Source organism: Amaricoccus sp. (assembly GCF_017995835.1).
Classification (GTDB): Bacteria; Pseudomonadota; Alphaproteobacteria; order Rhodobacterales; family Rhodobacteraceae; genus Amaricoccus.
Genome location: NZ_JAGOID010000005.1, coordinates 37,797 through 60,570, shown reverse-complemented (window position 1 = coordinate 60,570; position 22,774 = coordinate 37,797). Strand labels below are relative to the sequence as shown.

Annotated in this window: 22 protein-coding genes; 6 read left to right on the top strand and 16 right to left on the bottom strand. The window is 70.8% G+C overall.

Annotation, left to right across the window (positions count from 1 at the left end):
- Positions 1 to 107 precede the first annotated feature (107 nt).
- Positions 108 to 986: a TIGR01459 family HAD-type hydrolase gene (locus KBA23_RS01825; RefSeq protein ID WP_290736109.1), complete on the top strand. Its 879-nt coding sequence runs from the start codon at positions 108 to 110 to the stop codon at positions 984 to 986.
- A gap of 24 nt (positions 987 to 1,010) precedes the next feature.
- On the opposite strand, the gene KBA23_RS01820 is transcribed toward KBA23_RS01825, so the two are convergent.
- The 3 genes from KBA23_RS01820 to KBA23_RS01810 form a co-directional block, all read right to left on the bottom strand.
- Positions 1,011 to 2,156: an outer membrane protein transport protein gene (locus KBA23_RS01820; protein ID WP_290736072.1), complete on the bottom strand. Its 1,146-nt coding sequence runs from the start codon at positions 2,154 to 2,156 to the stop codon at positions 1,011 to 1,013.
- 222 nt (positions 2,157 to 2,378) lie between these two features.
- A complete protein-coding gene (gene ppa / locus KBA23_RS01815; RefSeq protein WP_290736068.1) occupies positions 2,379 to 2,921 on the bottom strand; it encodes an inorganic diphosphatase in 543 nt (180 codons plus the stop codon).
- Positions 2,922 to 2,997: 76 nt separating this feature from the next.
- Positions 2,998 to 3,903, bottom strand: a complete 906-nt coding sequence (locus KBA23_RS01810; protein ID WP_290736065.1) for a DMT family transporter — start codon at positions 3,901 to 3,903, stop codon at positions 2,998 to 3,000.
- 83 nt (positions 3,904 to 3,986) lie between these two features.
- Between KBA23_RS01810 and KBA23_RS01805 the strand changes: the two genes are divergently transcribed.
- Positions 3,987 to 5,438, top strand: coding sequence for an amidase (locus KBA23_RS01805; RefSeq protein ID WP_290736062.1), 1,452 nt, complete (start codon positions 3,987 to 3,989; stop codon positions 5,436 to 5,438).
- 172 nt (positions 5,439 to 5,610) lie between these two features.
- Positions 5,611 to 8,172: an FAD-dependent oxidoreductase gene (locus KBA23_RS01800; protein WP_290736059.1), complete on the top strand. Its 2,562-nt coding sequence runs from the start codon at positions 5,611 to 5,613 to the stop codon at positions 8,170 to 8,172.
- 138 nt (positions 8,173 to 8,310) lie between these two features.
- On the opposite strand, the gene KBA23_RS01795 is transcribed toward KBA23_RS01800, so the two are convergent.
- The 4 genes from KBA23_RS01795 to ubiG form a co-directional block, all read right to left on the bottom strand.
- Positions 8,311 to 8,940 carry an aminotransferase class IV gene (locus KBA23_RS01795; RefSeq protein ID WP_290736056.1) on the bottom strand — a complete coding sequence of 210 codons (630 nt, stop codon included), beginning with the start codon at positions 8,938 to 8,940 and terminating at the stop codon, positions 8,311 to 8,313.
- Entirely contained in the window at positions 8,895 to 10,025 is a 1,131-nt protein-coding gene (locus KBA23_RS01790) for an aminodeoxychorismate synthase component I (RefSeq protein ID WP_290736053.1), read from the bottom strand. The genes KBA23_RS01795 and KBA23_RS01790 overlap by 46 nt, the downstream gene beginning before the upstream one ends.
- A gap of 116 nt (positions 10,026 to 10,141) precedes the next feature.
- On the bottom strand, positions 10,142 to 11,023 hold the full coding sequence (locus KBA23_RS01785; protein ID WP_290736050.1) for an SDR family oxidoreductase: 882 nt from the start codon (positions 11,021 to 11,023) through the stop codon (positions 10,142 to 10,144).
- A gap of 23 nt (positions 11,024 to 11,046) precedes the next feature.
- A complete protein-coding gene (gene ubiG, locus KBA23_RS01780) occupies positions 11,047 to 11,802 on the bottom strand; it encodes a bifunctional 2-polyprenyl-6-hydroxyphenol methylase/3-demethylubiquinol 3-O-methyltransferase UbiG (protein WP_290736047.1) in 756 nt (251 codons plus the stop codon).
- Positions 11,803 to 11,849: 47 nt separating this feature from the next.
- Between ubiG and pip the strand changes: the two genes are divergently transcribed.
- Positions 11,850 to 12,824: a prolyl aminopeptidase gene (pip, locus tag KBA23_RS01775; protein ID WP_290736044.1), complete on the top strand. Its 975-nt coding sequence runs from the start codon at positions 11,850 to 11,852 to the stop codon at positions 12,822 to 12,824.
- 182 nt (positions 12,825 to 13,006) lie between these two features.
- Here pip and KBA23_RS01770 read toward each other — a convergent pair whose 3' ends face one another.
- The 9 genes from KBA23_RS01770 to KBA23_RS01730 form a co-directional block, all read right to left on the bottom strand.
- Positions 13,007 to 14,668 (bottom strand): thiamine pyrophosphate-dependent enzyme, encoded by a 1,662-nt coding sequence (locus KBA23_RS01770; protein WP_290736041.1) that lies wholly within the window; start codon positions 14,666 to 14,668, stop codon positions 13,007 to 13,009.
- Between the two features lie 37 nt (positions 14,669 to 14,705).
- Complete coding sequence (gene pheS, locus KBA23_RS01765; protein WP_290736039.1) at positions 14,706 to 15,788, bottom strand: phenylalanine--tRNA ligase subunit alpha; 1,083 nt, start codon at positions 15,786 to 15,788, stop codon at positions 14,706 to 14,708.
- 98 nt (positions 15,789 to 15,886) lie between these two features.
- On the bottom strand, positions 15,887 to 17,344 hold the full coding sequence (locus KBA23_RS01760) for a protein adenylyltransferase SelO family protein (protein WP_290736037.1): 1,458 nt from the start codon (positions 17,342 to 17,344) through the stop codon (positions 15,887 to 15,889).
- Positions 17,345 to 17,364: 20 nt separating this feature from the next.
- Positions 17,365 to 18,165, bottom strand: a complete 801-nt coding sequence (locus tag KBA23_RS01755) for a tellurite resistance TerB family protein (protein WP_290736035.1) — start codon at positions 18,163 to 18,165, stop codon at positions 17,365 to 17,367.
- 163 nt (positions 18,166 to 18,328) lie between these two features.
- Positions 18,329 to 18,853, bottom strand: a complete 525-nt coding sequence (locus tag KBA23_RS01750; RefSeq protein ID WP_290736032.1) for a flagellar basal body-associated FliL family protein — start codon at positions 18,851 to 18,853, stop codon at positions 18,329 to 18,331.
- A gap of 10 nt (positions 18,854 to 18,863) precedes the next feature.
- The gene (gene flgH / locus KBA23_RS01745) at positions 18,864 to 19,607 is read right to left on the bottom strand and encodes a flagellar basal body L-ring protein FlgH (protein ID WP_290736030.1); all 744 of its coding nucleotides are present in this window, start codon (positions 19,605 to 19,607) and stop codon (positions 18,864 to 18,866) included.
- Positions 19,604 to 20,020, bottom strand: coding sequence for a flagellar basal body P-ring formation chaperone FlgA (flgA, locus tag KBA23_RS01740; protein ID WP_366935287.1), 417 nt, complete (start codon positions 20,018 to 20,020; stop codon positions 19,604 to 19,606). The genes flgH and flgA overlap by 4 nt, the downstream gene beginning before the upstream one ends.
- A complete protein-coding gene (flgG, locus tag KBA23_RS01735; protein ID WP_290736027.1) occupies positions 20,020 to 20,805 on the bottom strand; it encodes a flagellar basal-body rod protein FlgG in 786 nt (261 codons plus the stop codon). The genes flgA and flgG overlap by 1 nt, the downstream gene beginning before the upstream one ends.
- Positions 20,806 to 20,816: 11 nt before the next feature.
- Positions 20,817 to 21,536, bottom strand: a complete 720-nt coding sequence (locus KBA23_RS01730) for a flagellar hook-basal body complex protein (protein WP_290736024.1) — start codon at positions 21,534 to 21,536, stop codon at positions 20,817 to 20,819.
- A 178-nt stretch (positions 21,537 to 21,714) separates the two neighbouring features.
- Between KBA23_RS01730 and KBA23_RS01725 the strand changes: the two genes are divergently transcribed.
- Both KBA23_RS01725 and KBA23_RS01720 read left to right on the top strand, forming a co-directional pair.
- A complete protein-coding gene (locus KBA23_RS01725; RefSeq protein ID WP_290736021.1) occupies positions 21,715 to 21,927 on the top strand; it encodes a ribbon-helix-helix protein, CopG family in 213 nt (70 codons plus the stop codon).
- Positions 21,921 to 22,286: a type II toxin-antitoxin system VapC family toxin gene (locus tag KBA23_RS01720; protein WP_290736017.1), complete on the top strand. Its 366-nt coding sequence runs from the start codon at positions 21,921 to 21,923 to the stop codon at positions 22,284 to 22,286. The genes KBA23_RS01725 and KBA23_RS01720 overlap by 7 nt, the downstream gene beginning before the upstream one ends.
- Positions 22,287 to 22,774 lie beyond the last annotated feature (488 nt).

Below are 22,774 nucleotides of genomic sequence, written 5' to 3'. Positions count from 1 at the left end.
GCACGCCTCCCGCGCGCCGCTCCGGCGCCTCTCGGCGCGCGGGACCGTGCTGGGCCTCGGCGCAGAATTCGTCTAAGGCGCGGGCCGTGCCCAGCCTCCAGGACGCCATGACCCGCATCATCGAAAGTCTCGACGACATCGCCCCGGGCTACCAGGTGCTCTACTGCGACCTGTGGGGCTGCCTCCACGACGGCGTGCGCGCCTATCCCGAAGCCGTCGCCGCGCTGGAGCGGTTCCGCGCCCGCGGCGGCGCCGTGGTGCTGCTGACCAACTCGCCGCGGCCGGCGGCGAACGTCGCGCGCCAGCTCGAGGCGCTGGGCGCGCCGGCCTCGTGCTACGACCTCATCGTCTCCTCGGGCGACGCGGCGCAGGAGGCGCTCGCCAGCGGGCGCTTCGGCCGGCGCGTCCACCATGTCGGCCCGGAGCGCGACCTCGCGTTCTTTCGCGACGCCGAGGGGCGACCCTTCGACGTCGAGCTCGTCCCGATCGAGGAGGCGGAAGGCATCGTCTGCACCGGGCTCTTCGACGACGCCACCGAGACGCCGGAGGACTACCGGGCGCTGATCCTCCACGGCAAGACCCGCGGCCTGCGCCTTCTCTGCGCCAACCCCGACATCGTGGTGGACGTGGGCGAGAAGCGGATCTACTGCGCCGGCGCGATCGCCGAGGCCTATGCGGCGGCGGGCGGAGAGAGCTTCTATTTCGGCAAGCCGCACCCGCCGATCTATGGGCTGGCCCGGCGGCGCATCTCCGGGAAGCTGGGCTTCGAGGTGACGCCGGAGGAGATCCTCGCCATCGGCGACGGCGTGGCGACCGACATCCTCGGCGCCATGGGCGAGAACCTCGACGCGCTTTTCGTCACCGGCGGGCTCGCGGCCGGAGACACCGCGACGACAGCGAACGCCGGTCCGGATCCTGCGCTGCTGGCCACCTTCCTGCGGGAGGCCCGCCTCGCGCCGCTGATGGCGATCCGGCGGCTGCGCTGAAGCACGCTGCGGCCGCCGGTCCGATCAGAAGCTGTAGCCGACCCGGAAACCGAGCGCGAGGATGGTGCCGTCCCGGTACTTGGTGTCGAGAAGGTTGGTCGCGTCGCCGAGCCAGCCGTAGCTGACGCCTCCGGCGAGGTTTACTTTGCCGACGTCGTAGCTGAGCCCGACGCCGAGCATGGTGCGGCCGTCGACGGGACCGAGCGTCGTCATCACCTCGTTCACCTGCGGCTCGTAGGTGACCGAGAACGTGCCCGCCAGGTCGTCGCGAAGCTGGCGGGCGACGCCGATGCTGTAGGTCCACCAGTCGTCCGTGTAGTCGACGAGCGCCCGGCGCTCCTGCAACGCCAGCTCGGTGATGTCGCCGTACATCGTCGGCGCGATCGCGAATTCGGACCATTGGACCCAGCGAACCGAGCCGAAGGCGAGGGTTTTCTCGTTGATGCCGGTCTGGGCCTCCAGCGTCACCGACTGCGGCGTGTCCACGTCGGTCGTGTCGCGGAGGCGGCCGAGATTCGACTGTTCGGTGGTCGAGAGGTCGTAGCTGATCTTCGACTGGTAGGTCAGCTCCACCCGGAGCCCGATCTCGGGCCGGGCGTAGGCCGCGCCGACGAAGCCGCCCCAACCCCATTCGGCGTCGGCGTCGATCTCGTATCCGGCGAGGAAGGGAATGGCGGCGCTGGCTTCGAGCCGCTGGGCGCGGACGCCGCCATAGATCTTGATGCGGTCCGTCGCGTCGTAGGCGAGGCCGGCGGCGGCCTGCCAGGTGTCGAGATCCGCGTCAGTGCCGCCGTAGTTGAACGCGGCCGGGAAGCTGCCGTGCGAGTAGTAGGTGTTGGCGACGTAGGGCTGGTCGAGCACGAGGATCCAGGAGAGCTGCTCGTTGATGTCGCCCTTGAGCGCGCCGCCGAACTTCCAGTCGCTGCGCAGCAGGTTGCCGGTGTTGCCCGAGACCGGGAAGCCGCCCAGGCTCGGCGGCAGCTGTCCGTTCTTGCCCTCCAGTTCCGGGTGCGTGTAGACGGCGCCGATCTCGCCGTATGTCCCGTCCTCGTAGAGGATGCGAACCAGCGCCGGCACCGCGCGCTCGAGCGCGGCGGCGAAGGCCGCGCCCGGGATGGTGCAGGCGCATGCAAGGAACACGGCGCCATTGCGCACGGATACTGCGCTCATCGTTTCCTCCGTCTACGACGTCTTTTCGACTTGTTGTAGTAATATTGGTGGATTGTCGGCCGTTCGGGTCAAGTCCTGACCGAACGTCAAGTGTGCCGGCGCGGACGGCGCTCTGGCGGCGCCTCCGGCTATGCAACTGAAAATCAACTATGAAAGCAGAACCGCCCCATGCGGGGCGGTTGCATATCGGCAACAGGTAGCCGCAAGCTTATCGTCGGGCGATCAGCCCTTCTTGTTCACCGCGTCGAGCGAGGCTTGGAGGATGCTCACCGCCTCGGCCTTGTCGCCCCAGCCGATGACCTTGACCCACTTGCCTTCCTCGAGGTCCTTGTAGTGCTCGAAGAAGTGCTTGATGCGGTCGCGGGTCTTCTGGGCGACGTCCTCGAGGTCCTGGATGCCGGCCTGGAACGGGTCGACCTTCTCGACGGGCACGGCGATCAGCTTGTCGTCCATGCCGCCGTCGTCCTCCATCTTGAGGACGCCGACCGGGCGGCAGCGGATGACGATGCCGGGCTGGAGGGGGAAATCGCAGAGCACCAGCACGTCGGTCGGGTCGCCGTCGGCGTGCAGGGTGTTCGGCACGAAGCCGTAGTTGCAGGGGTAGAACATCGGGGTGTTGACGATACGGTCGACGAAGACCGCGCCAGAATCCTTGTCGATCTCGTACTTGACGGGCGCGCCGCCCGCGGCGCCGCCGGTGATCTCGATCACCACGTTGACGTCGTGCGGCGGGTTCTTGCCGGCAGGGATCTTGTCGATGTTCATGGAGGGCTCCGGTCACGGTGTACTTTGCGGCGCCCGCGTATCACGCCGCCGTCCCCTGCAAAAGGGGGCGCGGGTCCTATCCGGCGCCTCGGCGGGCGGCGCGCAGGCCGACGAGGTTGCCGACGATGATCACCGCCGCGCCGACGAAGACGGCGAGACGCAGGGGCTCGTGGTAGACGAGCATCCCCAGGGTGGCGACGATCGGCAGGCGGAGGAACTCCATCGGCGCGACGACGCTCGCCGGCGCCTGGCCGAGCGCCGATGTGAGGCAGTAATGCGCCGAGAGCCCGGTCAGGCCGACGACGGCGATCCACGGCGCGATCGCCGCGGAAGGAACGGGGATCCCGCCGGGCATCGACAGGACGAGGCTCGCGAACCCCTGGGCCAGCGTCATCCAGAAGAGGACGCAGAGCACCGGATCCCACGTCATGATCTTGCGGGTGTAAATCGTGTTGAGCGCGAAGGCGAGGCCGGCGACGAGCGCCGCGGCCTGGCCGGCGCCGAACGGTGCGACGCCGGGCTCGGCGACGATCAGCACGCCGACGAAGCCGAGCCCGGCCGCGAGCAGCCGTGGCTTCGTCATCGCCTCGCCGAGGAAGAACGGGGCGAGCAGCACGACCCAGATCGGGTTGGTGAACTCGAGCGCGGCGAGCTGGCCGAGCGGGATCAGCGTCACCGCGAAGAACCAGAGGTTCTGGCCTAGGTAGTGCGCGGCGTTGCGCTTCACGTGGAGCCAGGGGTGGCGGCTGGCGACGATCTCGCCCGGTCGCCCCGAGGCGAGCACGATCGCGGCGATGACGGCGAAGCCGATCGCGGAGCGGTAGAGCATCAGCTCGAAGGTGTTCATCTCGACCTGGATCTCGCGGCCCGCGACGGCCATCGCCGCGAAGGAGGCGATGGCGCCGAGCATCCAGGCGAAGGCCTTGAGCGGGTGCGAGGGACGGGCCGCCGGGGCGGCCCCGGATGGATGGGGGGCAGGCATAGGCGGGACGTATCGCCTGCCCGGCCCGCCTGTGCAACGGGCGGGGCTTGCCCGCGACGCCGGCGCGTGCATGGATCGGCGCCATGGACACGCCTGTTCCCTGCGGCGGGATCGCCGACCGGACCGCGCTGGAGCTTTCCCGCGCCATCCGTGCCCGCGAGGTCTCCTGCGCCGAGGCGATGGCGGCCTTCCTCGACCGGATCGAGCGGCTGAACCCCGTGGTGAACGCCATCGTCGCGATGAAGCCGCGCGAGGCGGTGATGGCGGAGGCGGCGACGGCGGATGCGGAACTGGCGGCCGGGCGGTGGCGGGGCTGGCTGCACGGGCTGCCGCAAGCGCCGAAGGACCTGACCGGGACCGTGGACATCGCCACCGCCATGGGCTCGCCGATCCTCGCCGGCAAGCGGGCGGCGGCGGATTCGATCCTCGTCGAGCGGCTGCGCGGGGCCGGGGCGATCCTGATCGGCAAGACCAACGTGCCGGAGTTCGGGTTGGGCTCGCACACCTACAACCCCGTCTACGGTAGGACGCTGAACGCCTTCGACCAGACCCGCAGCGCCGGGGGGAGCAGTGGCGGCGCGGGGGTGGCGCTGGCGCTGGGAATGCTGCCGGTGGCCGACGGCAGCGACATGATGGGCTCGCTCCGGAACCCCGCCGGGTGGAACGGCGTCTACGGCTTCCGGCCCTCGCGGGGGCGGGTTCCGGCGGGACCGGGGCCGGAGCTTTACTACCAGCAGCTCAGCGTCGAGGGGCCGATGGGGCGGAACGTCGCCGACCTCGCGGCCCTGTTCGCGACGCTGGCCGGGCACGACCCGCGCTCGCCGCTGTCGCTCGACGGCGACGGGTCGGAGTTCGCCGGGCCGCTCGACGGCGCGACGGCGGGGCTCCGGATCGGCTGGCTCGGCGATCTCGGCGGGCATCTGGCGATGGAGCCGGGGGTGATCGAGACCTGCGAGGCGGCGCTGGGGCTGTTCGAGGGGCTCGGCGTCGCGGTGGAGCCCGTCGCGCCGGATTTCGACTTCGACGAACTTTTCGGGGCCTGGACGACGCTCCGGTCCTTCCTCGTCTCGGGCGCGCTCGCGGCGCATTGGGACGACCCGGCGAGCCGGGGCAAGCTGAAGCCGGAGGCGGTGTGGGAGATCGAGCGCGGCCGCGCGCTGGGCGGGCCGGCGGTGTTCCGCGCCTCGGCGATCCGCACGGCCTGGCTCGGCGAGATCCTGCGGCTCCACGCCCGGTTCGACTTCCTCGCGCTGCCTTCGGCGCAGCTTTTCCCCTTCGAGGTCGGGCTCGACTGGCCGAAGGCGATCGCCGGGCGGGAGATGGACAGCTATCTGCGCTGGATGGAGGGGATGATCCTCGCCAGCATGGCCGGGGCGCCGGCGCTGGCCGTGCCGGCCGGGTTCGGCCCCGGGGGGTTGCCGATCGGGCTGCAACTGATCGGCCCGCCCCGCGCCGACCTCGCCGTGCTCCGCCTCGGCCATGCCTATGACCGGGCGCAGCCCTTCACCGCGCGACGCAGCCCGCTGCTCGGGTGAAGCCCGACCACGCGGCGGCGCGGGATTGCGCGGAGGGTCCGAAGCGGTGGCGGCAGGATCGTGGCGCGGCTATGTCTCCGCCGGGGGCCGGAGCGTCGCTCGCGGGCATGCCGCCGCCTGCGCGCGACGTAGAACCTGCCTCGCCGCCCGGATCGAGAAGGATTGAAGCCGAATGTCAGCGTTTCCCGGCAAGGCGAGGGTGGTCATCGTGGGGCTCGGCGGCATCGTCGGCGCCTCGGTCGCCCACCACCTGATCGAGCGCGGCTGGGACGACATCGTCGGCATCGACAAGTCGGCTATCCCGACCGACATCGGCTCGACCGCCCACGCCTCGGACTTCTGCTACGCCACCAGCCACGACTTCCTGAGTTGCTGGACGACGCTCTACTCGGTCGATTTCTACGAGAGGATGGGCCACTACGCCCGGATCGGCGGCATTGAGGTCGCCCGCGTCGGCGACGACGAGCGGATGGACGAGATCCGGCGCAAGGTCGACAGCGGCAAGGCATTCGGCACCCGCGCCCGCCTGATGGAGCCGGCGGAGATCAAGCAGCGGTTTCCGCTGATCGAGGAGGGCCTCGTGCAGGGCGGGCTCTGGGATCCCGACGCCGGCCTCGTCATCCCGCGCTCGCAGACCGTCGCCGGCAAGCTCGTCGACCTGGCCGAGGCGGCGGGCAAGCTCCGGGCCTTCGCCAACACGCCGGCGACGTCGCTCGTCATCGAGGGCGGCCGGATAAGGGGCGTCGTCACCAGCCGCGGGACGATCATGGCGGATCACGTCGTGGTCTGCGCCGGGCTCTGGGGGCGGCTGATCGCCGGGATGGCGGGCGAGGATTTGCCGGTCATGCCGATCGACCACCCGTTGACGTTCTTCGGGCCGTACGACGCCTTCGCCGGGACGGGGAAGGAGATCGGCTTCCCGCTCCTGCGCGACCAGGGCAATTCCGCCTACATGCGCGACACCGGCGACCCCAGGACCGCCGAGGGCGGGCAGATCGAATGGGGCTACTACGAGGAGGAGACCCCGCGGCTGGTGCATCCGCGCGAGCTGGTCGAGAAGGAGCAGGCGCGGCTGTCGCCTTCGCAACGCGACCTCGACATGGAGCAGGTGCTGGAGCCGCTCGAGCGGGCGATGGAGCTGACGCCGATCCTCGGCGAACTCGGCTACAACGAGGGCCATTCGTTCAACGGCCTGTTGCAGGTGACGACCGACGGCGGCCCGTCGATCGGCGAGAGCCAGAAGGTGCGCGGCCTGTGGTACGCCGTCGGCATCTGGGTGAAGGACGCTCCCGGCATGGGCAAGCTCGTCGCCGACTGGATGACCGACGGCCGCACAGCCATCGACCACGCCCGCATCGACTACGCCCGCTTCAACCCCTTCGCGCTGACCGAGGACTTCATCGCGGCCCGCTGCACCGAGACGGCGCGCAAGGTCTACAACCCGCCCGTCCACCCGCGCGAGCCCTTCGCCGGCGGCCGTGGCATCCGCCGCTCGCCGTTCTGGGCGCGCGAGAAGGAGCTCGGCGGCTATTTCATGGAGCTCGGCGGCTGGGAGCGCGCCCACGGCTACGCCGCCAACGAGCACCTGCTGGAGAAATACGGCGACCGCGTGCCGGTGCGCGCGAACGAGTGGGACAACCGCCACTTCTGGCGGGTCTCCAACGCCGAACAGCTCGCCATGAGCGAGGATTGCGGCCTCATCAACCTGTCGCACTTCCACATCACCGACGTCGAGGGGCCGGACCATGTCGCGCTGATGGAATGGCTCTGCGCCGCGAAGGTCGGGGGCGACGCCAATATCGGCAAGGGCATCTACACCCATTTCCTCGACGACGAAGGCATGGTGCGGGCCGACTTCACCCTGTTCCGCATGGCCGACCGCATCCGCATGGTGAACGGCGCCGACGCCGGCCCCCGCGATTTCCACTACATGCGCCGCGTGGCGCAGGACCGCGGCCTCGACGTGACGATCACCGACGTCGCCGAGAAATACGTGACGATCGGCATCTGGGGGCCGAATGCGCGGGCGAACCTCGCGAGAGTCGTCGAGAACCCGGACGCGCTCTCGAAGGAGAACTTCCCCTTCGCCGCGCTCCGCCCGGTCCGCATCGCCGGCCGCGACGTCCTCGCCTTCCGCATCTCCTATGTCGGCGAGCAGGGCTGGGAGCTGCACATGGCCTACGAGGACGGCCTCGCGGTCTGGGACGCGCTGCGCGCCGCCGGCGTGATCGCGGTCGGCGTCGAGACCTACGCCAACTCCCGGCGGCTGGAGAAGAGCCTGCGGCTCCAGAACGCCGACCTGCTGACCGAGTACAACCTGCTGGAGGCCGACCTCGCGCGGCCCAAGGTCAAGGAGGCGGAGTTCCGCGGCAAGGCGAAGCACCTCGAGCACCGGGCGCGCGAACACCAGCCGGCGATGCTCTGCACGCTGGTGATGACGGACAACGTCGACGCCAGCGGCGTGGCGCGCTACCCGGTCGGCGTCCTGCCGGTGATGGACCCGGACACCGGCGAGACGCTGGTCGACGAACTCGGGCGGCGGTCCTTCACCACCTCGATCGCCTACGGGCCGAGCGTCGGCAGGAACATCGCCCTCGCCTACCTGCCGTGGGCGTACTGCCAGGAGGGGCGCAGGCTCGCGGTCCAGTATTTCGGCGAGACCTATCCGGTCGAGGTCGCGGCCATCGGCTACAGGCCGCTCTACGATCCGGAGAACGTCAAGCCGAGGAGTTGAGGCAAGCGGCCTCATGAGACGACTCGCGGCGCCCTTGACCGTTAACTCTTTTATCGTATGAGTTCAGTGTGTTACCAGGGAAACACGCGTGTTAGCGTGTTACGATGGGTGGCTTGGCAGACTCGCCGGTATGAGGGTTCAGCCTGCCAGCCGCGCCGGCGCGAGCCCCCGCAGCGAGTTGCCGACGAGGAGTTCGCCCCGCGCCAGATCTTCGGGGCGCAGGACCGCCTCGCGCGCGCCTTCGGCGAGCAGGGCCTCGCGCAGCACGCCCGGCAGCAGCCCCGCCGCGACGGGCGGGGTCAGCAGCGCGCCGTCGCGACGGAGGAACAGGTTGGTGATGGCGCCTTCGCAGAGCTCGCCGCGGGTGTTGAGGAAGAGCCACTCGTCGATCCCCTCGGGCAGTTCCGCCCGCGCCCGGTCGTAGCGCGCCCGCGCCGTGGTCTTGACGCGGAGCCACGGGTCGCCGGGGTCGAGCCGCTCCGGGTGGATCGCGACCCGCCACGTCGCGGGCGACGGGCCGAGCGGCCCGGCCGACACCGTGGCGGCGCCTTCCCGGTCGAGGGTGAGGCGCACCCGCGCGGGGTCGTCGGCGACGGTGGCGAGCTTGGCCTTGATGGCGGCGCGGTCGAAGCCGAAGGCGAGCGCCCGCGCCGTCCGTTCCAGCCGGGCGAGGTGGCGGTCGAGGCGGACGAAGCCGCCGTCGCGCCGGGCGAAGGTCTCGATCAGGAGCAGCCCATCGGGAACGGCAGGGCGAAACGGGCTTTCCACAGCGCCTCCTCGTACTCGGCCTCGGCCGTCGAATCGGCGACGATGCCGCCGCCCACGTTCAGCACCGCCGCGCCGTCGGGAAAGAGCGTCAGCGTGCGGATCGCCACGTTGAAGGCGGCGCGGCCGTCGGGCGCGGCCCAGCCGATCGCGCCGCAATAGGCGTCGCGCGGCCACGGCTCGAGTTCGCGGATTATCTCCATCGCCCGGACCTTCGGCGCTCCGGTGACCGATCCGCAGGGAAAGAGCGCGCCGAAGGCGCGGGCGAGCCCGACGCCGGGGCGCAGGCGGCCGGCGACCCGCGAGACCATCTGGTGCACCGTCGCGTAGGTCTCGACCTCGAAGAGCGCCGGGACCGCGACCGAGCCGATCTCGGCGATCCGGCCGATGTCGTTGCGCAGGAGGTCGACGATCATCAGGTTCTCGGCCCGGTTCTTCGCGTCGCGCCGCAGCGCCGCAGCGAGGTCCGCGTCGCGCGCCGGGTCGGGATCCCGCGGAGCGGTGCCCTTCATCGGGCGCGCCGCGATTCCGCCCGCGCCGTCGAGCGCGAAGAACAGTTCCGGCGAGCGCGACACCAGCGCCGTGTCCCCGAGCGCCACGACCGCGCCGAAGCCGACCGGCTGGCGCCGCGCAAGCGTCGCCGCGATCGCGGCCGGGTCGCCGCTCCACTGCCCGTCGAGCGGCAGGGTCAGGTTCATCTGGTAGATGTCGCCGGCGCGGACGTAGTCGGCCGCCCGCGCGAACGCCGTGGCATACTCCGCCCGGCTCCACCGCGGCCGGAGCGCGCCGAGCGCCCCGCCGGGCGTGACCGGAACCGCAGGCCCGGGGCCGCGGGGGAAGACGCCGAAGTCGACGAGCGGCAGGCGCCGCCCCGCCGGCATCAGCGGGGCAAGCCGGGGCTCGAGCGCGTAGCCGGCCTCGTAGCTCGCGTACCCGGCGACCCAATGCCCCGCCGCCAGCGCCGCATCGAGCGCCGCGAGGGCCTCGGGCGCCTCGGCCACGTCCCGGGCGGTGATGCGACCGGCGGGCGCGGCGAAGCGCGCCGGCCGGTCCCCGGGGCCGAAGTCGATCTCGACATGCGTGTCCATCGCGCCCTGCATCGGTGGTGGCGGCGACAATGTCGAGGGCGCGACGCGGCGAGCCTCTGCGGGGCCTTCGGCCAGCCGCTGCGGCAATGCGTCGCGACCGACGCTCCAGAATTGCTCTAGCGGTAGCCGGTGGCGTCGGCCGGCTTGCCTGCATCCTGCACCTCCGAGATATAGCGCCAGGCGTCGGGGCGGGAGCCGTCGAGGTCGGTGAAACCATAGACCTGCGCGAGTCCGCCGCTGGAAAGCGACTGTCCGTTCCAGCGAGCGCGATCCGGGTCTGCGGCGAGCGCGGCCACCGCGCGGCCGACAAGGCGCGGGGTCTCGGAGATCACGAAATGCGGCTCCGTCTTCGTCGCGTTGCGCCAGTTTTCCTCCGTCACGCCGTAGTGATCCAGCATCATCTCGGAGCGCATCCAGCCCGGCGTGATGCAGACGGCGGTTGCGCCGTGCTTTTCCAGGTCCTTTGCGTGCGCCCAGGCCATGCGGTTCGCCGCCACCTTGGCGAGGTCGTAGAACGGCGACACCCGGTAGTGGTCGGCGTTGTATTCGGCCGTGCCGTCCGTCACCTCGACCAGCAGGCCGCCCGGCCGTTCGATCAGCAGCGGGAGCGCGAAATGCGCCGTGATCAGATGCGTGTCGATGCCGAGGCGAAGAAGTCGCAGGCCGTTGTCGAGATCATGGTCCCAGACCGGCTTGTCCCATTCGAACAGCTTCTCGCCGCCCCAGATGTCGTTGACGAGGATATCGAGGCGGCCTTGCTCGGCCCGGATGCGTTCGACGAGCCCGCGCACCTCCTCGGGGACGAGATGGTCGACGCGGACCGCCACGCCCTTGCCGCCCGCGGCCGATACGAGTTCCGCCGTCTCCTCGATCGTCTCGGGCCGGCGGTATTCGGACTGCCGCTCCCGCGTCGTGCGACCGGTGACGTAGACCGTCGCGCCGGCTGCCCCCAGCTCGACTGCGATGCCGCGGCCCGCGCCGCGGGTGGCGCCAGCCACCAGAGCTATGCGTCCCGCCAGCGTCATCCGGCGGGCCGGACGCTGGCGGTGACGTAGTTGACCGAGAGGTCGCGGTCGGAGATGCGCCAGGACCAGCCGAGCGGGTCGAAGACGAAGCCCTTGCGGTCGACCGGGTCGAGGCCGGCGCCGCGGAGCAGGGTGAAAAGCTCGTCGGGGGTGATGAACTTCCGCCAGTCGTGGGTGCCCTTCGGCAGCCAGCGCATGACGTGCTCGGCCCCGACGATCGCCATCAGCCAGGATTTCGGATTGCGGTTGAGGGTGGAGCAGATCATCAGCCCGCCGGGACGGAGCAGGGCGGCGCAGGCGGCGAGGTAGGCGGGCGGGTCGGCGACGTGCTCGACCACCTCCATGTTGAGCACCACGTCGAAGCTCTCGCCCGCCTCGGCCAGCGCCTCGGCGGTCGTGTGGCGGTAGTCGATCGCGAGGCCGGACTGTTCGGCGTGGACGCGGGCCACGGGAATGTTGCGCGCGGCGGCGTCGGCGCCGACGACCTCGGCCCCGAGGCGGGCCATCGGCTCGCACAGGAGTCCCCCCCCGCAGCCGATGTCGAGCAGGCGCAGGCCGGCGAACGGGCGATCGACCTTCGGGTCGCGGGCGAACTCGGCGGCGATCTGGGCGATCACGTAGTCGAGCCGGCAGGGCTGGAGCATGTGCAGCGGCTTGAACTTGCCGTTCGGATCCCACCATTCGGCGGCCATCGCCTCGAACTTGGCGACCTCGGCGGGGTCGACGCTGTCGGCGGTTCGCGTTGCGCTCATCTGTCCAACCTGCGATGCTCTGCCCCGATGTTCTACCCGGCGCGCAGATGAAGGAAAACCTCGGTCAGGTCGGGTCCGGCCCGCGGAGCGCTCTCTATCCGCCGATCGAGCCGTTCCGCCAGCAGCTGCTCGACATGCCGGGCGGCCACCGGGTCTATGTCGAGCAATGCGGCCGGCCCGACGGCGCGCCGGTCGTGGTGCTGCATGGCGGGCCGGGGGGCGGCTGCTCGCCGGGGATGCGGCGGTTCTTCGACCCGAAGCGGTATCGCTCGGTCCTGTTCGACCAGCGCGGCTGCGGGCGGTCGAGCCCGCTTGCGTGCGTCGAGAACAACACGACCTGGGATCTCGTCGCAGATATCGAGCGGATCCGGGTCGATCTCGGGATCGAGCGCTGGGCGGTGTTCGGCGGATCCTGGGGCGCCTGTCTCGCGCTGCTCTATGCGCAGGCCCACCCGGAGCGGGTCGAGGCGCTGGTGCTGCGCGGGGTCTTCACCATGACCCGGGCGGAGCTGGACTGGTTCTATGCCGGCGGCGCCGGGCGGTTCTGGCCGGCGCAGTGGCGCGCCTTCGAGGGCATGGTCCCGGAGGCGGAGCGGGGCGACCTGATCGGGGCCTATCACCGGCGGCTGTTCGGGGACGATCCCGGCGAGCAGGCGCGTTTCGCCCGGGCCTGGGCGGGATGGGAAAGCGCGCTGGCGGTGCTCGACCCGGGCGAGGGGCGGGGGCATCCGCCCTCAGCCTATTCGCTCGCGTTCGCCCGGCTGGAGAATCACTATTTCAGCAACGGCGGCTTCCTCGAGGAGGATGGCCAGGTCATGCGCGACATGGGCCGGATCGCCGGCATACCGGGGCGCATCGTGCAGGGACGCTACGACATGATCTGTCCGCCGCATACCGCGATGGCACTGCACGAGGCCTGGCCCGGGTCGCAGCTGGAAATGGCGCCGACGTCCGGGCACGCGCTGTCGGAGCCGGAGATCAGCGCGGCGCTGGTCGCGGCCATCGACGGGCTGGCCCTTTAGGCGGGATCGTCCCGGGATTGCTGCGGACGACCGGGAAGGGTGACTCATACCGGCGAGTCTGCCAAGCCACCCGTCGCAACACGGGCTAACACGCGTGATAGCAGGGTATCTATCTGAATACACACGATAAAAGTGTTGGAGGTCAAAAAAGGCCCGCGAGTCGTTTCATGAGCCCGCCAGTATCAGGCGCCGCGGGCGGCGAGGGCGGCCTCGCGCATGCCGGTGAGAGTCTGGCGCGGGGTCAGGGCTTCGGGCGAGATGTCTAGGGCGAGGACGGCGCCGGTCCGCGAGGCGCGGGCGCGGGCGAAGGCGGCGGGGAAGTCCTCGGTCCGCGCCACCCGTTCCCCGTGGAAGCCGTAGGCGCGGGCGAGTGCGGCGAAGTCGGGGTTCTGCATCGTGGTGCCGGAGACGCGCCCCGGATAGCGGCGCTCCTGGTGGGCGCGGATCGTTCCGTAGATGCCGTTGTCGAGGACGAGGACGATCGGCTGCGCGCCGGCCTGCATCGCCGTCGCCAGTTCCTGGCAGGTCATCTGGAAGTCCCCGTCGCCGGCGAAGCAGACCACCACGCGGCCGGGACAGGCGATCCGCGCGGCGATGGCCGCCGGCAGGCCGTAGCCCATGGCGCCCGACTGCGGCGCGAGCAGGCGGTTGCCGCGGCCGAAGGGGAAGAACTTGTTCGGCCAGACGGCGAAATTGCCGGCGCCGTTGGTCAGGATCGCGTCGGCGGGAAGGACGTCGCGCAGATGCGCCGTCACCGCGCCCATGTCGACGGGCGAGGGCTGGGGCGGCGCCACGATGCTCGCCTCCCAGGCCGCCCGGCCGCGGGCGCGCCAGTCGGCCCAGCCGCCGCGGACCGGGCGCAGCGCGCGGGCGAAGGCGTTCGGGCCGGCGTGGATCCCGAGCCGGGGCTGGTAGACCTTGCCGATCTCGCGGTCGGAAGGGTGGACGTGGACTAGGGTCTGGCGCGGGACCGGCACGTTCAGCAGCGTGTAGCCGTCGGTGATCATCTCGCCGAAGCGGACGTTGACGGCGAGGATCACGTCCGCCTCGCGGATCAGCGCCGCGACATGCGGCGGCATCCCGACGCCCGCCTCGCCGCACCAGACCGGCGAGTGGTTGTCGAACTGGTCCTGATAGCGGAAGCCCGCGACGACCGGGATGTCGGACGCCTCGGCGAAGGCGCGCAGCGCATCGGCGCCGGCCTCGCTCCAGTTCGTGCCGGCGAGCAGGATCACGGGCCGCTCGGCGGCGGCGAGGAGGGCGAGGGTCTCGTCGACCGCCGCGGCGTCGGGCGCGGCCTCGGCGATGCGCGCGGGGCCGGCGAGCGGCGGCGCGTCCGTCGTGGCGGCGAGCATGTCCTCGGGAAGCGCGATGACCACGGGCCCCGGCCGTCCGGTCGTGGCGGTGGTCCAGGCGCGGGACAGAATCTCCGGCAGGCGCGCGACGTCGTCGATCTCGACCGCCCATTTCGCCATTGTCCCGAACACGGCGCGATAGTCGATCTCCTGAAAGGCCTCGCGCCCGCGCATGTCCGTCCCGACCTGGCCTACCAGCAGCAGCATCGGCGCGCTGTCCTGCATGGCCGTGTGGACGCCGATCGAGGCGTTGGTGACGCCGGGGCCGCGCGTGACGAGGCAGATGCCCGGCTGGCCGGTCAGCTTGCCCCAGGCGGCCGCCATGAAGGCCGCGCCACCCTCCTGCCGGCAGAGCACGAAGTCGAGCCGGCCCCGCGCGTCGTGGAGCGCGTCGAGGACGGGCAGATAGCTCTCGCCGGGGATGCCGAAGGCCCGGGTCGCCCCGAGCGCGATCAGGCTCTCCACCAGCAGTTCGCCGCCGTTGCGCATGCGCCTTCCTCCTCGCCCGGGCCGCGTTGCGGCGCCGCTACCGGCTGATGCCCGCCTGCAACGTCGGCACGTCCAGCGCGGCGAAGCCGTAGTGGCGGAGCCAGCGCAGGTCGCTGTCGAAGAAGGCGCGCAGGTCGGGGATGCCGTATTTCAGCATGGCGATGCGGTCGACGCCGAGGCCGAAGGCGAAGCCCTGCCAGACGTCCGGATCGACGCCGGCCGATGCCAGCACCTTGGGGTGGACCATGCCGGAGCCAAGGATCTCCAGCCAGTCGTCGCCCTCGCCGATCCTGAGCTGGCCATCCTTCCACGAACAGCGGATGTCGACCTCGGCCGAGGGCTCGGTGAAGGGGAAGTGCGAGGCGCGGAACTTGAGCTCGACGCCGTCGACCTCGAACATCGCGCGGCAGAACTCCTCGAGCACCCACTTGAGGTTGGCCATGGTGACGTCCCGGTCGATGGCGAGGCCCTCGAGCTGGTGGAACATCGGCGTGTGGGTCTGGTCGTAGTCGGCGCGGTAGACCCGGCCCGGGGCGATGACGCGGATCGGCACGCCGCCGGCCTGCATGGCGCGGATCTGCACCGGCGAGGTATGGGTGCGCAGCACGTGGGGCGGGCGGTTGTCGCCGCCGGCGCGCGCCATGTAGAAGGTGTCGTGCTCCTGCCGCGCCGGGTGCTCCGGCGCGATGTTGAGCGCGTCGAAGTTGTGCCAGTCGTCCTCGACCTGCGGGCCCTCGGCGACGGCGAAGCCGAGGTCGGCGAAGATCGCCGCCATCTCGTCCATCACCTGGCTGACCGGGTGGATCGTCCCCTGCGCCGCGGGGCGCGGCGGCAGGCTGACGTCGAGCCATTCGGCGGCGAGGCGGGCCGAGAGCGCGGCGTCGGAGAGCGCGGCCCTGGCCGCGGCGAGCGCCGAGACGATCTCGTCGCGAAGCGCATTGAGCGCCGGTCCGGCGACCTGGCGCTCCTCCGGGCTCATGGCCCCGAGCCCGCGCAACGCCAGCGCCACCTCGCCCTTCTTGCCGATCGCGGCGAGGCGGACCTCTTCCAGCGCGGCCTCGTCCCCTGCCGCGGCGATGGCGGCGAGGTGTTTCGCGCGCAGATCGGCGACGTCGTTCATGGGCTCCCTCCGGTGCGGCGGCGAGCCCTACCACACGCCCGACGGATTGCAAGCGGAGGCCCCAACTCAGCCCCGTCTCTGCCCCGCTCGGCCGGGGCTCACGCCCCGATAGGCACGTGCCCCGGCCGGGCCAGCGGGCCGCGCAGGAGGCCGAGCGCGGCGTTGAACGCGCCGGCGTCGCGGATGGATGCGATCTTCGCCGCCAGCGGGCTCCAGTCGTCGTCGCGGGCGATCGCCTCCCACAGAGCCTCGACTTCCTCGATGGTCAGGGTCTCGGGCGGGGTCTCGCCGCGCGGGTGCGCCAGCGCCGCGGCGAGGCCGGGCGCGGGCGGCAGGCGGCGCAGGTCCTCGATCACCTCCGCCCATGCGGCGGTCTCGAACGTCGCGCGGATCGGGCTCGCCCGCAGCCGCGCCGGCTCGCCGCCGCCGAGGAGGTCGTGGAACGCCTGCTGGAACGGCGGCGCGGTCTCCTGCATCGCCTGCCAGAAGCGGTGCATCAGCGGCTGGTCGGCGACCGGATCGGGCGCGAGCCCGAGCCGGCCGAAGGTCTGCGCGGTCATTGCGGCCTGGAACCGGGCCGCAAAGCTCTCGAACGCCGGTTCGATCGCCGGCCGCGCCGAGATCGGGATCAGGCATTCCCCGAGCCGCGCGAGGTTCCAGTTCAGCGCCTCCGGCTGGCGCGCGAAGCAGTAGAGCCCGGTCTGGTCGAAATAGGCGGCGGTGAAGGCCGGGTCGAAGCGATCGAGGAAGCGCCACGGCCCGTAGTCGAAGCTCTCGCCGGTGACGTTGATGTTGTCGGTGTTGAGCACGCCATGGACGAATCCCGCCGCGAACCACTCCGCCCCGAGCCGGGCGCAGGCCCCGACCACCGCGTCGTAGAGCGCCGCTGCCGGGTCCGGGCCTTCCGCGCCCGGCCAGTAGAACTCCAGGCAGTGCGCGACGAGCCGGCGCATCTCGTCCCATTGCCCGAGCGCCGCGAGCCGCTGGAAGGTGCCGATCCGCACATGGCTGTGGCTGAGCCGCACGAGGACCGAGGACCGCGTCGGCGAGGGCTCGTCGCCGCGGGTCAGCGCCTCGCCGGTCTCGACCAGCGAGAAGGTCTTGGAGGTGTAGACCCCGAGCGCCTCGAGCATCTCGGTGGCGAGGATCTCGCGCACGCCGCCCTTCAGCGTCAGCCGTCCGTCCGCCGTGCGCGACCACGGCGTCTTGCCCGAGCCCTTGGTGCCGAGGTCGAGCAGCCGCGCGTCGACGAGATCGCGCAGCTGCGCGAACAGGAACCCCCGCCCGTCGCCGAGTTCGGGGTTGTAGACCCGGAACTGGTGCCCGTGGTAGCGCAGCGCCAGCGGCGGATCGTATCCCCCGGGCAGCGGTTCGAAGCGGCCGAAATGCGCGATCCAGCCCGCGTCGTCGTGCCCGTCGAGCCCGACCCGCGCCGCCCAGCGGTCGTTGCGGAACCGCAGTTCGGTCCGCGGGAACGCCGCCGGCGCGACCTCGTCGTAGAAGGCGGCCCCGAGACCGGCATGGGCCGTCTCCGGCCGATGGGCGAGCGGAGCCATGCGCCGCCCGCCCTCCGCCCTCAGACCGCCGGCTGGCCGGTCATCTGGTGGAGCTGCGCCACGGTCGCGGCGTCGAGCCCGAGCGCCTGGGCCAGCGCGCGCAGATGCGCCCGCTCGGCGTCGGAATCGACCGAGACCGAGACGAGCGAGGCGGCGTAGACCTGCGCCGCCACCGCCGGCGAGGTCGCCTCGCGGGCGAGGGCGGCCACGTCGACCGGCGTCGAGAGCTCGCTCATCACGAAGGCCTTCTCCGCGTCGGTGACGCCGCCCTCGCCGATCTTGCCGATGATCTTCTCCATCTCGGCCTGGTCAATGCTGCCGTCGGCCTTCGCCGCCGCGATCATCGCCCGTACGAGGAGCTTCTCCACGTCGGGATTGGCGACCGCCTGCACGTCGTTCGGATCGAGGTCGATCACGTCGCCCCGCCCGGCAGCGGCGCCGCCGGCCGCCTTCGCCGCATTGGCGTTCTTCAGCGCGCTCAGCGCCATCGTGCCAAGGATGGCGAGCATCCCGCCGCGCGCCGCGCCGCCGACGCCGCCGCCGAGGATGGCGCCCGCGAGCGCGCCGATCCCGCCGATCTGCCCGCCGCTCATCCCGCCGACCTGGTCCTTGGTCATGAAGTCGCGGGCGCGGTCGCCGATCCCGCCGGGCCGCTGCGCCCCGGCGAGCGCGCCCTGCACCTGCGCGAGGATGCCGTCGAGCGGGCCGCCGCCGCCCGAGCCTGCGCCGCCGAGCCCGCCCAGGCTCTGCTGCAACCGCCCGCCCGCCTGGCCGCCAAGCCCCTGCTGGAGCATCTGCCCGAGGATGTTCCCGAAGCTCATGTCCTTCTCCCCCCTTTGGTTTGCGGGCCCGGCGCATTTCGAGCGCGCGACTTCGCCCTGTGGCGAGTATGCGCCGCTTTTTCCTTCGAACAAGGGCGGACATGCTCGCGGGGCCGGCGGCGCCGTGGCCCGACGCACTGCCGAAGCTCCTTCCCGACCGGGTTCAGACGTCCTGCCGGGCGATCTCCGTGATCAACACGTCGCTGACCGGCGTTTCGCCGAAGACCTGGCGCGCAGCGGCGAGCAGCGCGGCGCGCAGGTCCTCCATCTTGCGCCCGGTGGTGAAAGCGCCGTCGAAGCCGCCGGTGTTGGCGTGGCGGAACATCGCGGCGAGGAGCGCGTCGCGCAGCCGCGGCGTCACCTCCTCGACCGCGGTTTCGTGCGCCGCCTGCACTTCGACCGCCACCGAGGCGACGACCATCGCCGTCACCTTCTCGCCCTTGAAGATCGGCACGACGAAGGGCTTCTCGACCGCGACGACGCTCGCTTCCGCATGCTTCGCCTCGTCCGCGTGCTTGGCCGCCGCATGCGGCTCCGGGGCCGCCAGCGGGTCGGGGGCGGGGCAATCCTCGCCCTCGTGGCACTCCGGCGCCGCGGCCACCGCCTCGGGCGCGGGCTTCAGCACCAGACCCGCCCCGACCCCGGCGGCGAGGCCGAGGAGCGCGAGTACGACCGGCATCAGCTTCATCGCCCCACCCTCAGAACGGCAGCACCTTGTCGACCGCCTGCTGTCCCCAGCGCGGCTGCTGCGCCGTGGAGACGGTGCCGCGGCCGCCATACGAGATGCGCGCGCCGGCAATCCGGTCGTAGGAGATCACGTTGTAGCGGCTGATGTCCTCGGGCTGGACGATGCCCACGATCTGCAGATCGCGCAGCTCGTTGTTCACCCGCACCTCCTGATCGCCCTGCACCACCAGATGCCCGTTCGGCAGCACGTCGATCACCGTCGCGGCGATCCTCAGCGTCAGCTTCTCGTTCCGCTTCACGTTGCCGTTGCCGCGGAAGCTCGACTCGCCGCCGACCTCGAGGGTGCCGGTCAGCCCGCCGAGTTCGCGCGGCATCAGCTTGGTGCCCGAGATCCCGAACACTTCGCCGATCTCCAGACCCTCGGAGCCCCGGCGATTGCGCTGCGTCGAGTTCTTCATCTCGGCCTCGTCGTCGATCTCGATCACGATCGTCAGGAGATCGCCGAGGTTCCGCGCCCGCCGGTCGCCGAGCAGGTTGTCCTGCCCCGTGCCCCAGAGCGAGGCCTGCTGGTAGGAGTGCCGCGCCGCCTGCGGCGGCGGCACCGCGATCGCGGCGCGCTCGGCGGTCATGATCGCCGGGGCGCCGGGAACCGCCGAGCCGATCGTCGTCATCGGCGGGGGCTGCCCGATCGGGTTGTCGCCGCCGCAGGCGGCCAGCAGGGCGAGGCCGCCCAGTCCCGCGATCCACGCCTTCATCGTCCGACCTCCACGCTGCCGTTCTCGGCGACCGCCCCGGTCACGATCTGCTTCGAGGCGAGGTTCATAACGCGCACCCGCTCGCCCGGTCCGCCCCGGTCGAGCGCGCGGCCCTCCGCCTCGATGGCGAGGGGGCCGCGCAGATAGGTCATCCGCACCAGCTGGTTGCGCTCCACAAGCGCCGGCGGTCCGAGCTGGCTCGGCAGGATCGGCCGCCCGGTATAGAGCGTCACCTTCGCCTCGAGCCCGGCCGCCTCGTCGATGCTGGCGATCGCGCCCGGGGTGTCCTCGTCGAGGAGCGTCAGGTCCGCGGCGGCGATCACCGTCTGCGCCCGGATCGCGCGCACCGGCGCCACGCTCCCCGCCTGCGCGGGCGCGCCGAGGACCAGCGCGAGGGCCAGGAGCCGCAGCATCAGCGGATCTGCGTCGTCGCGGCGAGCATCTGGTCGGCCGCGGTGATCACCTTGGCGTTGAGCTCGTAGCCGCGCTGCGCCTCGATGAGCCCGGTCAGCTCGCGCACCGCGTCGACGCTGGAATTCTCCAGATAGCCCTGCCGGAACGTGCCGCGCCCGTCCTCGCCGGCCCCGCCGACGTTCGGCGCGCCCGAGGCCTCGGTCTCGCGAAAGAGGTTCGAGCCCATCGCCTCGAGCCCCTTCTCGTTGGTGAAGGTGGCGAGCTGAAACTGCCCGAGGAGCTGCGCTTCCACCTCGCCGTCGAAATAGGCGTAGACCTCGCCGTCGGCGTTGATCGTCACCTGCCGCGCGTCCTCGGGGATGGTGATGTCCGGCACGACCGCGAACCCGTCCGAGGTCACGATCAGCCCCTCGCCGTTGCGCTTCAGCGCGCCGTCGCGGGTATAGGCCGGCTCGCCCGAGGGCAGGGTGATCTCCAGGTAGCCCTGGCCCTCGATCGCGATGTCGAGCGCTCCGCCGGTTTCGGCGAGCGTCCCCTGCTCGACCTGCACCGCGACCGCCGTCGAGCGCACCCCGAGCCCGAGCTGCACGCCGGCGGGCAGCACCGAGCCGTCGGCGGAGTTGATCGTGCCGGGCCGGTCCACCTGCTGATAGTGCAGGTCGGCGAACTCCGCCCGCCGGGCGCTGTAGGCCGTGGTGTTCATGTTGGCGAGGTTGTGCGAGATGACCTCGACCCGGGTCTGCTGGGCCGCCATCCCGGTCGCCGCGATGTTGAGCGCGCGCATGACTTACTCCTTCAGGGCCGGGCGCCGAGCGTGCGCACCACGAGGCGGATGCGCTCGTCCTCGCCGTCGGAGAGCTTCTGGCCGTATTCGTAGGCGCGCTGCACCTCGATCATCCGCGCCATCTCGGCGACGGGGTTGACGTTGGACTGTTCGAGGAAGCCCTGCACGATCCGCCCGTCGAAGAGCGGCACGGCCCCGTCGGCCGAGAAGAGCGTGCCGCCCTCGCGCGTCAGTTTGGTCCGGTCCTCGACGGTGACGAGCCCGATCTTCGCCGCGGGTTCGCCGTTGACGCTCAGCGTCCCGTCCGAGGCGACGCCGACGTGCCTGGCCTCGAACGGGATCACGATCGGCCCGCCGCCCTCGTCGAGCAGCCGGTTGCCCGCCGGATCGACCACCTCGCCGTCGGCGTTGCGGGTGAACGCCCCGGCGCGGGTCAGCCGCTCGCCGGCGGGCGTCATCACGGTGAAGAACCCCTCTCCCTCGATGGCGAGGTCGAGCGTGCCGCCGGTCTCGACCAGCGCGCCCTGCAACTCGTCGGTGAAGCGCCCCCGCGCCGCCGTCATGGCGACCGACCCGCCCTCGGCGGGCAGCGCCTGCACCATCTCGGCGAAGACGACGCCCTCGCGGCGGTATCCGGTGGTGGAGACGTTGGCGATGTTGTTGGCGACGGACTGCATCTCCTTGAGCAGCCCCGACGCCCGCGTCAGCGCCACATAGCCGGGAAGATCCATCGCCGCTCCTCGCATCCTGCGATCGGCGCCCGATGGCGCCCGTCGCCGCGAGCCTTGGCGGGGGTTGGTAAAGATTCGGTCAAGGGCGGGAGGGGCTGCCTCCGGGCCAGTCCGACCCGGTGGACGTGACGCCGAATATGATATACATAGCCGATAACAGACATCAGGTAGACAGGCGATGCGCACGCTGGTGGATCTCGTGGATACTCAGGTCCGGGCGCTCGACCGACTGGCGAAGCGGCAGGAGCGGTCGCGGGCGGCGGTCATTCGCGAGGCTGTGGACGCCTATCTCGATCGTCACGGCCTCGCCGACGGCGACGAGGCCTTCGGGCTCTGGGGAAGGGACGTGGACGGGCTGGCCTACCAGGAGCGGGCCCGCAGCGAATGGTGAGGCCGCTCTTCGACACCAACGTCCTGATCGACTACCTCGCCGGCGTCGTCGCCGCGCGTGACGAACTGGCCCGCTACGAGGATCCCGCGATCAGCGTCATCTCATGGATGGAGGTGCTGGTCGGCGCGCACCCCGAGGTCGAGCCCGCCACCCGCCGCTTCCTCTCCCGCTTCGCCCTCGTCGAGATCGACGCGGCCATCGCCGAGCGCGCCGTCACGATCCGCCGGGGCCGGCGCATCCGTCTCCCGGACGCGATCATCCAGGCTTCGGCCGAGACCCGTTCCCTGTTGCTCGTCACCCGAAACACCCGCGACTTCGACCCGGCCTCGCCCTCGGTGCGCGTTCCCTATGTGCTCTGACTGTCGAGGACTTGGCCAAGGCGTGGACTCGAGAAGGGTAGCCACCAAGAGGACTGCATCCGATGCATGATAGCGATATAGTGCGCGACCTCAAACAGAAGCGCCTCCACATTGATTTCATCAGCATGTCACTAGAGCAGAATAAGGACAGTGACGATAAGGTAGTATATAAAGGTCCTGGCTATATAGAGCAATCAGACTCGGATACTATTTCATTCAAGTTGTATGCAATAGAAGCGCATACCAACATCGAGTTCTTTGATAGGCTAAATGCCAACTGGCGAATAAAGAAAGGCGAAATCTACCCAGAGCAGTCATACTATACTCTAACTGGAACTAGCCTGGATGGAAGCAAGTGGAAATCAGAGCGCATAATTCCATACATAAACTTGAATATCTCCCAAAAAAACTCTGTCGTCCATGGCGAGATATCTTCGATAACGTGCGTTGACATGCACGATAGCTCTACAAGAACTAAGATTCATTTC